Origin of the sequence: Streptomyces rapamycinicus NRRL 5491, from assembly GCF_024298965.1 — a bacterium.
Classification (GTDB): Bacteria; Actinomycetota; Actinomycetes; order Streptomycetales; family Streptomycetaceae; genus Streptomyces; species Streptomyces rapamycinicus.
The window spans coordinates 8028812-8042019 of the sequence record NZ_CP085193.1 but is presented as its reverse complement, the minus strand read 5'-3'; the positions used below and the strand labels follow the sequence as shown (position 1 = coordinate 8042019).

Below are 13208 nucleotides of genomic sequence, written 5' to 3'. Positions count from 1 at the left end.
GCGCTAGTCCAGATAGCCGCGCAGCTGATCGGCGAAGGCGTGGTCGCGGAGCTTGTTGAGCGTCTTCGACTCGATCTGGCGGATCCGCTCCCGCGTCACCCCGAAGATCCGGCCGATCTCCTCCAGCGTGCGGGGGCGGCCGTCCGCCAGTCCGTACCGCAGCTGCACCACCTTGCGTTCGCGCTCGCCGAGCGTCGACAGCACGGCCTCCAGATGCTCGCGGAGCAGCAGGAAGGCCGCGGACTCCACGGGGGACGCCGCGTCGCCGTCCTCGATGAGGTCGCCGAGGGCGACATCGTCCTCCTCGCCCACCGGCGCGTGGAGCGACACCGGCTCCTGGGCCAGCCGCAGCACCTCGCTCACCCGCTCCGGGAGCAGGTCGAGATGGGCGGCGACCTCCTCGGGGGTGGGTTCGTAGCCGCGCTCCTGGAGCATCCGGCGCTGGACCCGGACCACCCGGTTGATCAGCTCGACGACATGCACCGGGACCCGGATCGTCCGGGCCTGGTCGGCCAGGGCGCGGGACATGGCCTGGCGGATCCACCAGGTCGCGTACGTCGAGAACTTGTAGCCGCGGGCGTAGTCGAACTTCTCGACCGCGCGGATCAGGCCGAGGTTGCCCTCCTGGACCAGGTCCAGCATGGTCAGACCGCGGCCGACGTAGCGCTTGGCGACGGAGACGACGAGGCGGAGGTTGGCCTCGATCAGCCGGCGCTTGGCCATCCGGCCCAGGACCACCAACCGGTCCAGGTCCAGGGCGAGTTGGGAGTCGAGGTCGGGGGTGTTGCCGAGCTTCTCCTCGGCGAAGAGGCCCGCCTCGACCCGGCGGGCCAGCTCGACCTCCTCGACCGCGGAGAGCAGCGGTATCCGCCCGATCTCGCGGAGGTACTGGCGGAAGAGGTCGGCGGAGGGGCCGCTGGTGTCGGCGCGGGCGGGCGGCTCGATCGGTTCGACGGGCTCGACGGGCTCCACGGCCTCGACCGGGTCGGCAGGCTCGGCGGACTCAGCGGGCTCTGCGGACTCGGTGGGCTCTGTGGGCTCTGCGGGTTCCGCTTCGGGGGCGGCGCCGTCGGGCGCGGGGGCCGGGGCGGTGTCGGGGGCGAGCTCGGCCGTGGGGCCCGGTGCGGCGTCCTGGCCGGTATCCGGTACGCCTTCCGGGGCGAGGTCCGCCGAGTCCTCGGGCATGGCCGGCGCTACCGCCGTGGCGCGGGACGAGTGGGGGGACAGGGGGCGCGCCGCGAGGGCCGCGTCGGTGAGGGTCTGGGTCTGCACGGGGGCGACCTCCAGGGTGATCGCTGCTGAGGGGGCAGAACGATCGGGTACGGCACGGCGGCCGCGCCGCCGTCCGTCCCGTACATCTTGAGCGACTCTGCGGGGGATTCCGGCCCTACCCGGCCTAGACCGCCGCGCTCCGAGGACTCAGGCACCGCATCCCAGTGTGGAGTACGACACAGGCCCGCCACGAGGGGCGTGCGGGCACTTTTTGCTCAGCGGCCCGTGACCGTACGACTACCCGGCGGCTACAGCGACCCCTCTGGCCCGCCCGCCGGAGCACGAACGTGCTGGCCGGAACCCATCCACCGGCCCCCGCCGCCCCCGGCCGCCCCTCGCCGCCCCCCGGCCGCCCCTCGCCGCCCCTCGCCCGCCCTGAGCGCCCGCTCGTCCTACAGCGCCGCCGCGCCCCGGTCCCGGAGGGACTGGCCGTACTGCTGCAGCACCCACAGCTCGTTCTGCACGGCGGCGAGGTGGGCGGGGTCGGCGTGCTGCCCCAGGCGCTGGAGGGTGCCCCGCACCTCGGTCACGCGGTGGTTCACCGCGGCCAGCCGGACGGCCACCAACTGCACGCCCGCGTACACCTCGTCCGGGTCGCGGCGGGTGTGCGGCGGCTCGACGGCGAGCTCGGTGACCATCGCCCGGACCGTGTCGTCGGGCGCCGCCTCCCGGACCCGGGCGAGATAGTCGTCGTCCGCGGCGGCCGCGCCGCCCGCGTCCTCGATGGCGCGGCGCACCGCCGCGTACGGCGGGGCGGTGAACTCGTCGATGCCGTAGGCGTCGAAGGCCGGGGAGACCAGATGGGGGTGTTGCAGCGCCAGCTTGAGCAGCTCGCGCTCGACGCGATGGGCGGGGCTGCGGAGGTTGAGGGCGGGGCCGCGCGGGGGCACCGGGGCGCCCTGGGCCTCCGGGGCGCCCTGGTGGCCCTGGCGCGGTCCGCCGCCCCCGGGACCGCCGCGCTGGTCGCCCCGGCCGCGCTGGTCGCCACCCCCGCCGCGGCCGCGTTCCCGCGCCCAGCGGGCCAGCTGCGAGACGCGTCGCACGACGAACTGGGTGTCGAGGATGCCGAGCAGACCCGCGAGATGCACCGCCGACTCGTGCTGGATGGAGCTGTTCTTGATCCCGGCGACGACGGGCGCCGCCTCCTCCAGCGCGGCGGCGCGCCCCACCGCCGTGTCCAGGTTGTGGCGGGCGATGATCTGCCGGATGGCGAACTCGAACAGCTGGGTACGGCTATCGACCAGCGACTTGACGGCGTCGTCGCCCTCCGCGAGCCGCAGCTCGCAGGGGTCCATCCCGCCCGGGGTGATCGCGATGTAGGTCTCGGCGGCGAACTTCTGGTCGTCCTCGAAGGCACGCAGGGCCGCCTTCTGGCCCGCCGCGTCACCGTCGAAGGTGAAGACCACCTCGGCACCCGAATTGTCCATCAGCAGCCGACGGAGGATCTTGATGTGGTCGCCGCCGAAGGAGGTGCCGCAGGTGGCGATGGCGGTGGTGACGCCCGCGAGATGGCAGGCCATGACGTCCGTATAGCCCTCGACCACCACCGCCCGGCTGGTCTTGGCGATGTCCTTCTTGGCGAGGTCGATGCCGTAGAGGACATGGGACTTCTTGTAGAGCGGGGTCTCCGGGGTGTTGAGGTACTTCGGGCCGTTGTCGTCGTCGCGCAGCTTGCGGGCGCCGAAGCCGACGACCTCACCGGAGATGTCGCGGATCGGCCACATCAGACGGCCGCGGAAGCGGTCGATCGGATTGCGGCGGCTCTCCTGGGCGAGGCCGGAGAGGATCAGCTCCTGGTCGGTGAAGCCGCGGCCGCGCAGGTAGCGGACGAGGTGGTCCCAGCCCGCCGGGCTGTAGCCGACGCCGAAGTGCTGGGCGGCGGCCTGGTCGAAACCGCGCTCGGCGAGGAACTTCCGGCCGATCTCCGCCTCGGGGCGGTCCAGCTGCTCCACGTAGAACTGCGCTGCCACCTTGTGGGCCTCGACCAGCCGGGTGCGCTCGCCCTGCTGGCGGCCGGGGGTGTAGCCGCCCTCCTCGTAGCGCAGGGTGATCCCGGACTGGGAGGCCAGCCGCTCGATGGTCTCGGCGAAGGAGAGGTGGTCGATCTTCATGATGAAGTCGACCGTGTCGCCGCCCTCCTGGCAGCCGAAGCAGTAGTAGAGCCCCTTACTGGGGCTGACCTGGAAGGACGGGCTCTTCTCGTCGTGGAAGGGGCACAGGCCCTTGAGATTGCCACCCCCCGCGTTCCGCAGCTGGAGGTATTCGGATACGACGGCGTCGATCGGGACCGCTGCCCGTACCGCCTTCACGTCGTCATCGTTGATCCTGCCTGCCACGCCCGAATTCTACGGCCGGGGTCCGACACGGCTGTCCGCCGCCTGCCGGACCCCGGTGTTCCGAAGGGTCTGAGGGCGTCTGAGGGCCTGAGCGCCCAGGGCTTACGGGCCTACGGGCCTACGGGCCTACGGGCCTACGGGTACGGGCCTACGGGAGGAGCGAGGTGAGCGGGACGGTCGGGTCGGCCAGGGCCGCCGGGTCGAGCTGCTGCCCGCCGCGGATGAGCCGTTGGATCGATTCGGTGACATCCCAGACGTTGACGTTCATGCCCGCGAGCAGGCGGCCGTCGTTCAGCCAGAAGGCGACGAACTGCCGCTTGCCGACGTCGCCGCGCACCAGCACCTGGTCGTAACTGCCGGGCGGGGCGTAGCCGGAGTACTCCAGGCCGACGTCGTACTGGTCGGAGAAGAAGTACGGCACCCGGTCGTACGCGACGTCCTGGCCGAGCATGGCGCGGGCCGCCGCCGGGCCGCCGTTGAGGGCGTTGGCCCAGTGCTCGACGCGCAGCCGGGCGCTCGGCGGGAGCGCGGCCCGTACCGGGGTGCCCTCGAGGAACGCGAGCGGGGCGGAGGCCACGTCGCCCGCCGCGAAGATGTCCGGATCGCTGGTGCGCAGCGAGGCGTCGACCGCGATGCCGCCGCCCGCCGCGCGGTCCACCACCTCCAGGCCCGCGGCCTCGGCGAGGGCGGTGCGCGGGGCGGCGCCGATGGCGGCCAGCACGCTGTGGGCGGGGTGCTCCTCGCCGTCGTCGGTGAGGGCGGCCAGCACCATGCCGTCCTGGCCGGTGATCTCGGTGAGGCGGGCGCCGAAGTGGAAGCGGACGCCGTGCTCGCCGTGGAGGTCGGCGAAGAGGGCGCCCAGCTCGGGGCCGAGCACGGGGTGGAGCGGGGTGGGCTCGGGCTCGACGATGGTCACCTCGGCGCCGTAGCCGCGGGCGGCGGCCGCGACCTCGAGGCCGATCCAGCCCGCGCCCGCGATGACCAGCTGGCCGTTGTCCCGGCCGAGGGTGGTGAGGACGCCCTTGAGCCGCTCGGCGTGGGCGAGCCGGCGCAGATGGTGGACCCCGGCCAGATCGGTGCCGGGGATGTCGAGGCGGCGCGGCTCGGCGCCGGTGGCCAGCAGCAGCCGGTCGTAGTGGACCCGGGCGCCGTCGCCCAGGGTCACGGCCTTGGCGGTGCGGTCCAGGTGGACGGCGGGCAGGCCGAGGTGGAGCTCGACATCGGCCTGGGCGTACCAGGCGGGCTCGTGGACGAAGACGCTGTCGCGCTCCTGGCTGCCGGTGAGGAAGCCCTTGGAGAGCGGGGGCCGTTCATAGGGGTGGTCGCGTTCGTCACCGATGAGGATCACCCGCCCGGTGAATCCCTCCGCTCGAAGGGTTTCCGCGGCTTTCGCCCCGGCCAGGCCCCCTCCGACGATGACGAATGTCTGGTGTGCGTCCACCACTTGTGTCCTCCTGGCTGCCGAGCCGTGCCGAGCGGTTCCTCTATGAGTGCCTTACCCAGGGGAGCCTCCCGCACCGCGCTTGCGTCCGGAAGGGCCGGTAGGCCGTATGTGTGCGCGGAAGCCGTATCCGGCGGGCGGCTTCCGGCTTCAAACGGTGAGCCGGGCGTGGAGCCCCCGGGCCGAGGTGTCGGTCAGGGAGGCGATCTGGTCGACGATGGCCCGCAGCCGGCCCCGGTCGTCCCCGGCCGCGTCGAAGAGCGCGCGGAACTGGGGGTCCAGGCCGTCGGGGGCGCGGGCGATCAGGGCCTCGCCCAGCTCGGCGATGACCACGCGCTGATCGGCCCGGACCAGCTCCTGGTCGGCGCGCTGGATCACATACCGGTCGGCGACCGCCTTGAGGACCGCGCACTCCAGACGGGTGGCGCGGGGGACGACCAGCTCGGCGTGGTAGCGGGTGAAGCGGCCCGTGCCGTACGCCGCGCGGGTGGCGCCCTCGGCGGCCAGGCAGAAGCGGCCGATGAGCTGGCTGGTGGCGTCCTTGAGGCGGGCCTGGGCGACGGACGAGCCGTCGTAGCCGTGCGGCCACCACTCCTGGCCCAGCAGCCGGTCCAGCGCCTCGGCCAGTTCGTCGGGCTCGGCCCCCGGGGCGTAGCGGTCGGCGGCGACGGCGAAGACCTCGTGGCGCTCGGGCTCGGCGAGCAGGCGCGCGGGGTTCAGATGGCCCGCGTGCAGCCCGTCCTCGACGTCGTGGACGGAGTAGGCGACATCGTCGGACCAGTCCATGACCTGGGCCTCGAAGGTCGTACGGCCCTCGGGGGCGCCCTGCCGGTACCACTCGAAGATCGGGACGTCGTCCTCATAGACCCCGAACTTCGGGGAGCGGGGGCTGTGCGGATGGCCGCCGCGCGGCCAGGGGTACTTGGTGGCGGCGTCCAGCGCGGCGCGGGTGAGGTTGAGCCCGACGCTCACCGGCTCGCCGGTGCCCCGGCCGGGCACGAACCGCTTCGGCTCCAGCCGGGCCAGCAGCCGCAGCGACTGCGCGTTCCCCTCGAAGCCGCCGCAGGGCTCGGCGATCTCGTTGAGCACCCGCTCGCCGTTGTGCCCGAACGGCGGATGGCCGAGGTCATGGGCGAGACAGGCCGTCTCCACCAGATCCGGGTCGCAGCCGAGGGCGGCCCCCAGCTCACGGCCCACCTGGGCGCACTCCAGGGAGTGGGTCAGCCGGGTGCGGGGCGTGGCGTCGAAGGCCGGGGCGCGTCCGGCCGGTCCGGGGTCGGCGGCCGGTGTGGCGGGCACCACCTGGGTCTTCCCGGCCAGTCTGCGCAGCGCGGCGGAGTGCAGCACCCGCGCCCGGTCCCGCTGGAAGGCGGTCCGGCCCGGCCGCTTGTCGGGCTCGGGCGCCCAGCGCTCGAGGTCCGCCGCGGCATAGCCGGGGACGCGGCGGGGGCCAGCCTCGGGGACACCGGCCGAGGCGGCACCGGCCGAAGGGACACCGGCCGAGTCGGCCGGATCCGGTTCCGGTTCAGGGGGTGCGTTGGGACTCATACACCGACGGTAGCCGCCGGGTGTGACAAGGGCGCAGAGGCCAGCGCCTGTTCGTAACGGCGCAGTACGAGACGCGCCACCGCCGGATGGGCGCCGAGCGGGGCGGCCGCGAGGCCGGGTACGGCGCTCGCGCACTGGGCCGCGAAACGGCCGGGCGCGGTGAAGTAGGAGGCGACCGCGATCCGGTCGTGGCCGAGCGCGGCCAGGGCGCGTACGGCCTCGGGCACGGCGGGGCCGGAGCCGGAGGCGTGGCCGGGCAGCACGGGCACCCCGCCGAGCCGGGCGCTGAGCAGGGCGGCGGTACGGGCCGTGTCGACGGCCGCGTCCGGGTCGCGGGAGCCCGCGGCGGCGAGGACGACGCCGCCCGTCAGGGGCGGAACCGCAGCGCGTCGGCCCGCCTCCGCCAGCCGGGCGTGCAGTGCCTCGGCGAGCAGCGGGTCCGGGCCGAGCGGGGCGGCGATCCGGGCGGTGAGATGGGGCGCGGCCGCGACGGCGTCCGGGATGTCCCGTTTGATGTGGTGGCCTCGGCTCAGCAGCAGCGGGACGAGCACCGCCTCGCCGCGCAGCGCGGCCAGTGTGTCGGCCAGCAGCGGCCGGTTGAGTTCGATATGGCCCAGGCGTACGGGTAGTCCGGGGCGGAGCGCGCGGACGCGGTCCAGGAGGGCGTTCACGGTGCGCAGCGCCTCGGGGTCCCGGCTGCCGTGGGCGACGGCGACGAGCGCCGGCGGGCGAACGCGGCCGCCCCGGCGGACGCCGTGGTGACCCAGCCGGTCGAGCTGGGTGGTGAGCTGGGCGGTGAACCGGGTCATGATCTGCCGGGCACTGTCGAAGTCCGCCGTGCCGTCGGGGCCAGGAGGACCAGGAGGGCCAGGAGGACCAGGAGGGCCAGGTGCACCGGGAGGAGCGGGGTGGGGCGTCATGACGAGAGCCTGGCAGCGGCAGATTGCGCCGCCATTGCGTGGCCGTCACAGGTGATTGCGTCGACTTCACCGGCCGCCCCGCGCCGTGCTGAGGTCCGCTTCCCGCAGGCGTAATGCGAGGTGACGCGGGCTGTAACACGGCCGTAGCACGCTCCTTCGCATGGCGCACGTTCCGGTTCCCGGGGAGCACTCCCCCGCCTCCTCCGACCCCGTCGATACGCACTGCCCTTACTGTTCGCTGCAGTGCGGTATGGCGCTGCGCCCGGTGCCGCCGGGCAGCGGGCCAGGTGAGGGACCCGGTGACGGGCCGGGCGGTCGGCCGGTCGGCGTCGAGGTCGTCGAGCGCACCGCGTTCCCCGTCAACCGTGGCGCGCTGTGCGGCAAGGGCCGCACCGCGCCCGCCGTGCTCTCCTCCCGGGTGCGTCTGACCGAGCCGCTGGTCCGCCGCCCTGACACCGGTCGGCTCGAACCGGCCACCTGGGAGGAGGCCCTCGACCGGATCGCCGAGGGCCTGGAGTCCACCCGCCGGGCGTACGGCCGCGACGCGGTGGGGGTCTTCGGCGGCGGCGGGCTGACGAACGAGAAGGCGTACGCGCTGGGCAAGTTCGCCCGGGTGGTGCTCGGCACCTCACAGATCGACTACAACGGCCGGTTCTGCATGTCCTCGGCCGCCGCCGCCCATCAGCGGGCCTTCGGTCTTGACCGCGGGCTGCCGTTCCCGCTGGCGGACGTGGCCCGCACCGGATGCGTCGTCCTCGTCGGCTCGAACCTGGCCGAGACCATGCCGCCCGCGCTGCGCTATCTGACCGAGCTGAAGGAGGCGGGCGGCAAGCTGATCGTGGTCGATCCCCGGCGGACCCGTACGGCCGAACAGGCGGATCTGCATCTGGCGCCGCGCCCCGGCACCGATCTCGCGCTCGCGCTGGGGCTGCTGCACCTGGTGGTCGCGGAGGGCCGGGTGGACGAGGAGTTCGTCGAACGGCGCACCAGCGGCTGGCCCGAGGCGCGGGCCGCCGCGATGGCCCACTGGCCCGAGCTGGTGGAGCGGATCACGGGCGTCCCGGTTCCTGAGCTCCGTAAGGCCGTCACGATGTTCTGCGACGCCGAGAGCTCGATGGTGCTGACGGCCCGGGGCCCCGAGCAGCAGTCCAAGGGCACCGACACCGTGGGCGCGTGGATCAACCTGTGCCTGGCCACCGGCCGCGCGGGCCGCCCGCTGTCCGGCTACGGCTGCCTGACCGGCCAGGGCAACGGCCAGGGCGGCCGCGAACACGGCCAGAAGGCCGATCAGCTGCCCGGCTATCGCAAGCTGGACGACCCGGCCGCGCGCGCCCATGTGGCGGCGGTCTGGGGCGTCGAACCCGACGACCTCCCCGGGCCGGGGCGCAGCGCCTACGAACTCCTGGACGCGCTCGGACAGGACGTCCGGGCGCTGCTGCTGATGGGCTCCAACCCGCTCGTCTCCGCCCCGCGCGCGGCCCATGTGGAGTCCCGGCTGAGGTCGCTGGACTTCCTGGCGGTCGCGGACGTCGTGCTCTCGGAGACCGCCGCGCTCGCCGATGTGGTGCTGCCGGTGGCCCAGTGGGCCGAGGAGACCGGGACCATGACCAACCTGGAGGGCCGGGTCCTCCTCCGCCGGGCGGCCCTCACCCCGCCGCCGGGCGTCCGGACGGACCTGTGGGTGCTGAGCGGGCTCGCGGCCCGGCTGGGCTGGGAGAAGGGGTTCCCGGCGGACGCGGAGGAGGTCTTCGAGGAGCTGCGGCGGGCCTCGGCCGGGGGTCCGGCCGACTACTCGGGCATCACGTACCGGAGGATCGCGGAGGAGGACGGGGTGTTCTGGCCCTGCCCGGAGGGCGTGGAACGGGACGGCTCGGAGGGGGCCGAATCCATGAGCCCGCCCGAATCCGTGAGCCCGCCCGACCCCACATCGGCCGAATCCATGAGCCCGGCCGACCCCACACCGGCCGAATCCATGAGCCCGGCCGACCCCACACCGGCCGAATCCATGAGCCCGGCCGACCCCACACCGGCCGAATCCATGAGCCCGGCCGACCCCACACCGGCCGAATCCAAGAGCCCGGCCGACCCCACACCGGCCGAATCCAAGAGCCCGGCCCACTCCACACCCGCCGAATCCATAACCCCGGGAGCCCACCCGCACCCCGGTACGCCCCGCCTCTTCCTCGACCGCTTCGCCACGGACGACGGCCGGGCCCGCTTCGCCCCGGTCAGCCATCGCCCGGCGGCCGAGGAGCCGGACGCGGAGTATCCGGTGCTGCTGACGACGGGCCGGGTGCTGGCCCAGTACCAGTCCGGCGCCCAGACCCGGCGCGTCAGCGAGCTCAACGAGGCCGCGCCCGGCCCCTACGTCCAGCTCCACCCGCTGCTCGCCGAGCGGCTGGGGGTGGCCGAGGGCGCGCCGATCGCGGTGGTCTCCCGGCGCGGCCGCGCCGTGGCCCCGGCCCGTATCAGCCGGGACATCCGGCCGGACACGGTGTTCATGCCGTTCCACTGGGCGGGTCCGGGGCGGGCCAACACGGTGACGAACCCGGCGCTGGATCCGGTGTCGCGGATGCCGGAGTTCAAGGTGTGCGCGGTGCGGCTGGAACCGGCCGAGGGCTGACCGCCTCCGGTCGGCGTCAGCTCCAGCTCTCGACCTCCTTCAGATACGCCGCCCGCGTCTCCTCGTCCAGGAAGGCGGCCTGGAAGGAGTTGCGGGCCAGGGTGCGCAGGGTCGCCTCGTCGAGGTCGAGCGCGTCCCGTACGGCGGTGTAGTTGTCGCCCACGTAGCCGCCGAAGTAGGCGGGGTCGTCGGAGTTGACCGTCACCAGCAGACCGGCGTCCAGCATCGCGGGCAGCGGATGGTCCTCGACGCGGTCCACGACGCGCAGCCGGACGTTCGACAGGGGGCAGACGGTCAGCGGGGTCCGGTCCGCGACCAGCCGGGCCACCAGCGCCTCGTCCTCCAGGCTCCGCACCCCGTGGTCGACGCGGTCCACGCCAAGGACGTCGAGCGCCTCCCACACATACGCGGGCGGCCCCTCCTCCCCCGCGTGCGCGACGCACTTCAGCCCGGCCTCCCGCGCCAGCGCGTACACCTCGCGGAACTTCGAGGGCGGGTTCCCGACCTCCGCCGAGTCCAGGCCGACGGCGGCGATCCGGTCCAGGTGGGGGCGGGCCGCCTCGAAGGTCGCCAGGGCCGACTCGGCGCTCTCGTCGCGCAGGAAGCACATGATCAGACGCGTGGTGATGCCGTACGCGCGCGGCGCGGCGTCCAGCGCGCGGCCGATCCCGCGGATGACCGTGTCGATCTCCACGCCGCGCGCGGTGTGCGCCTGCGGGTCGAAGAAGATCTCCGCATGCCGTACGCCCTGCGCACGGGCGCGGGCCAGATACGCGTTGGTGAGGTCGGCGAAGTCGTCCTCGGTGCGCAACACGGTCATCAGCGCGTAGTAGAGGTCCAGGAAGTCCTGGAGGTCCCCGAAGGAGTACGCGGCCCGCAGCTCCTCCTCGGTGGCGAACGGCAGCTCGACCCCATTGCGCCCGGCGAGCGCGAAGGCCAGATCGGGCTCCAGGGTGCCCTCGATATGGAGATGGAGCTCTGCGGTGGGAATCGGGGGCATGGCGTGGATCACCTGTTGTTTTCGCTGACGGGGGGGTCACTCAGCCTATCCGGGCGGCAGACCCGCCCCGAGCGACAGGCTCCGCGTCGTCGGCATCGAACGCCGGCCACACTGCGCCGCTCGCTTCTTCCTGCCGGTGGCCAGTCAGCAGCTGATCGCCGTGGTGCGCGTCACCTGGGCCGGATGAGGCAACCGCCGCTCCCCTCCCCGGCGTCCCACAGCGCGAGCCGATCAGTGAGGCGAAGAGGGGGAGCGCATGCTGGGGTGGGTGCGGGGGCGGTTGCCGAGAACACGGCGGGGGTGGCGGCGACTGGTGCGGGGGAGCGTCCTGGTGTGCGTACTGGCCCTGCTCCCCGCGACCTGGCTGCGGCTGAGCACCGACGACCGGATCCATACGGTCGCCGATGTGCCCTCGGCCCCGGTCGGGGTGGTCTTCGGGGCGGGGCTGTGGAACGGGGAGCCGTCGCCGTATCTGGCGCACCGGCTGGACGCCGCCGTACGGCTCTACAAGACCGGCAGGATCCATGCGCTGCTGGTCACGGGCGACAACAGCCGCCATGACTACGACGAGCCGGACGCGATGCGCGCGTACCTGGTCAAGCGCGGGGTCCCGGACCGGCGGATCGTGAGCGACTTCGCGGGGTTCGACACCTGGGACTCCTGCAGCCGGGCCCGGCGGGTCTTCGGGGTGCACAAGGCGGTACTGGTGAGCCAGGGGTTCCATGTCCGCCGGGCGCTGGCGCTGTGCGGGGCGGCGGGGATCGACGCGTACGGGGTCGCGGTCGACGAGCCGCACGATGCGACCTGGTACTTCGGTGGCACGCGGGAGGTCGTGGCGGCGGGCAAGGCGGCGCTGGACGCGGCGTTCGAGCCGGATCCGCACTTCCTTGGGCCGCGGGAGCGGGGGATCGAGGAGGCGCTGGCGGAGCGGGGCTCGGGCGCCGGCTCGCGCTCTGGCTCGCGTTGACCGTCGCCCCGGATCTCGCCCAGGGGCCCGGGGGCGTCTGGCGGATCGTGACGCCTGCGGCGGGCCGCTCCCCTCCCCGCCCCTTCCCGATACCAGGGGCTCCGCCCCTGGACCCCGGGGCTGAGGGGCGGAGCCCCACCACGTGGCGGAGCCGCATATCGATGCCGTGGGAAGGGGCAGGGAGGGAGCAGCCGGGCGGACACCCCGTAGCCCACGCCCCGGCCCTCGATCACCGTCAGCCGATCGTCGTCTCCGACACCACCCACGCCAGGTAGTCCTCGCTGCCGTTCACGATGGGCGTCGCGATGACCTCGGGGGTCTCGTAGTCGTGCGCCTCGCGGATATGCGCCTCCAGCTCGTCGTAGCGCGCGGCGGTGGTCTTGAACAGCACCTGCCACTCGGCCGCCGTCTCGACCTCGCCCTCCCACCGGTACACGGATGTCACGGGCTGGCTGATCTGCGCACAGGCCGCCAGCCGGGCCTCGATCGCCCCACGGGCCAGCGCCTCGGCCTTCTCGGGGGTGTCGGTGGTGGTCAGTACGGTCAGGTAGTCGGCCACTGCTGCGGTACCTCTCTCCACGGGGCGGTTGCACGGCAAATTGCACGGCGCGGCTGCGGACTGGCGCCCACCACGCTAGCCGGTGAGGATTGAGGGAACCCGCCAACGATCAGACCGGACCGATCGAGGGGCACACATGGATGACCTCACCGCGCTCGCGCGCCACCATCTGGACCAGGCCAAGGCCGATCCGCACGGGCGCAGCGCACATCTGTTCCTGCACGACGGCCCGCTGCGGCAGAGCGTGATCGCCATGGTCTCCGGCTGTGAGCTCGACGAGCACAACGCTCCCCCGGCGGCCAGCCTCCAGGTGCTGCACGGGCATGTACGGCTGACCGGCGGCGGTGACCGGCTGGATCTCATCGCGGGCCAGGTGCAGGACTTGCCGCACGAACGGCACGGGTTGCGGGCGCTGGAGGACTCGGTGGTGCTGCTCACGGCCGTGACCGCCACGCATGGCTGCCCCACGCCTTACGAGGACGCGGCCACCGCCTGACGCCGGGCGCGCCCGCCGCGCCACCTGCGGCGCGGTCGGGGTCTGG

10 protein-coding genes are annotated in these 13208 nt (G+C 73.6%); 3 read left to right on the top strand and 7 right to left on the bottom strand.

The features are described from left to right. Nucleotides 1-3 precede the first annotated feature (3 nt). The 5 genes from LIV37_RS33460 to LIV37_RS33440 all read right to left on the bottom strand — a co-directional run bounded on the left by LIV37_RS33460 (nt 4) and on the right by LIV37_RS33440 (nt 7406). Nucleotides 4-1272 (bottom strand): RNA polymerase sigma factor, encoded by a 1269-nt coding sequence (locus LIV37_RS33460; protein ID WP_020871513.1) that lies wholly within the window; start codon nt 1270-1272, stop codon nt 4-6. Between the two features lie 392 nt (nt 1273-1664). Next, nucleotides 1665-3608: a DNA primase gene (gene dnaG, locus LIV37_RS33455; RefSeq protein ID WP_121824208.1), complete on the bottom strand. Its 1944-nt coding sequence runs from the start codon at nt 3606-3608 to the stop codon at nt 1665-1667. A gap of 148 nt (nt 3609-3756) precedes the next feature. Continuing rightward, a complete protein-coding gene (locus LIV37_RS33450) occupies nt 3757-5052 on the bottom strand; it encodes an NAD(P)/FAD-dependent oxidoreductase (RefSeq protein WP_020871511.1) in 1296 nt (431 codons plus the stop codon). 147 nt (nt 5053-5199) lie between these two features. Next, nucleotides 5200-6597, bottom strand: a complete 1398-nt coding sequence (locus tag LIV37_RS33445) for a deoxyguanosinetriphosphate triphosphohydrolase (RefSeq protein ID WP_020871510.1) — start codon at nt 6595-6597, stop codon at nt 5200-5202. Further along, the gene (locus LIV37_RS33440) at nt 6594-7406 is read right to left on the bottom strand and encodes a sirohydrochlorin chelatase (RefSeq protein WP_121824209.1); all 813 of its coding nucleotides are present in this window, start codon (nt 7404-7406) and stop codon (nt 6594-6596) included. Before LIV37_RS33440 ends, LIV37_RS33445 begins: the two co-directional genes overlap by 4 nt. A gap of 271 nt (nt 7407-7677) precedes the next feature. On the opposite strand from LIV37_RS33440, the gene LIV37_RS33435 reads away from it, so the two are divergent. Beyond that, nucleotides 7678-10140 carry a molybdopterin oxidoreductase family protein gene (locus tag LIV37_RS33435; RefSeq protein WP_121824210.1) on the top strand — a complete coding sequence of 821 codons (2463 nt, stop codon included), beginning with the start codon at nt 7678-7680 and terminating at the stop codon, nt 10138-10140. A gap of 16 nt (nt 10141-10156) precedes the next feature. On the opposite strand, the gene LIV37_RS33430 is transcribed toward LIV37_RS33435, so the two are convergent. Further along, nucleotides 10157-11140 (bottom strand): adenosine deaminase, encoded by a 984-nt coding sequence (locus LIV37_RS33430; protein WP_121825116.1) that lies wholly within the window; start codon nt 11138-11140, stop codon nt 10157-10159. A 256-nt stretch (nt 11141-11396) separates the two neighbouring features. Here LIV37_RS33430 and LIV37_RS33425 point away from each other — a divergent pair, with 256 nt between their 5' ends. Continuing rightward, nucleotides 11397-12107 carry a SanA/YdcF family protein gene (locus tag LIV37_RS33425; protein ID WP_121824211.1) on the top strand — a complete coding sequence of 237 codons (711 nt, stop codon included), beginning with the start codon at nt 11397-11399 and terminating at the stop codon, nt 12105-12107. 235 nt (nt 12108-12342) lie between these two features. On the opposite strand, the gene cutA is transcribed toward LIV37_RS33425, so the two are convergent. Then, on the bottom strand, nt 12343-12666 hold the full coding sequence (gene cutA, locus LIV37_RS33420; protein WP_020871507.1) for a divalent-cation tolerance protein CutA: 324 nt from the start codon (nt 12664-12666) through the stop codon (nt 12343-12345). 136 nt (nt 12667-12802) lie between these two features. Between cutA and LIV37_RS33415 the strand changes: the two genes are divergently transcribed. Next, a complete protein-coding gene (locus LIV37_RS33415) occupies nt 12803-13162 on the top strand; it encodes a cupin domain-containing protein (RefSeq protein ID WP_020871506.1) in 360 nt (119 codons plus the stop codon). The last annotated feature ends 46 nt before the right edge of the window (nt 13163-13208 follow it).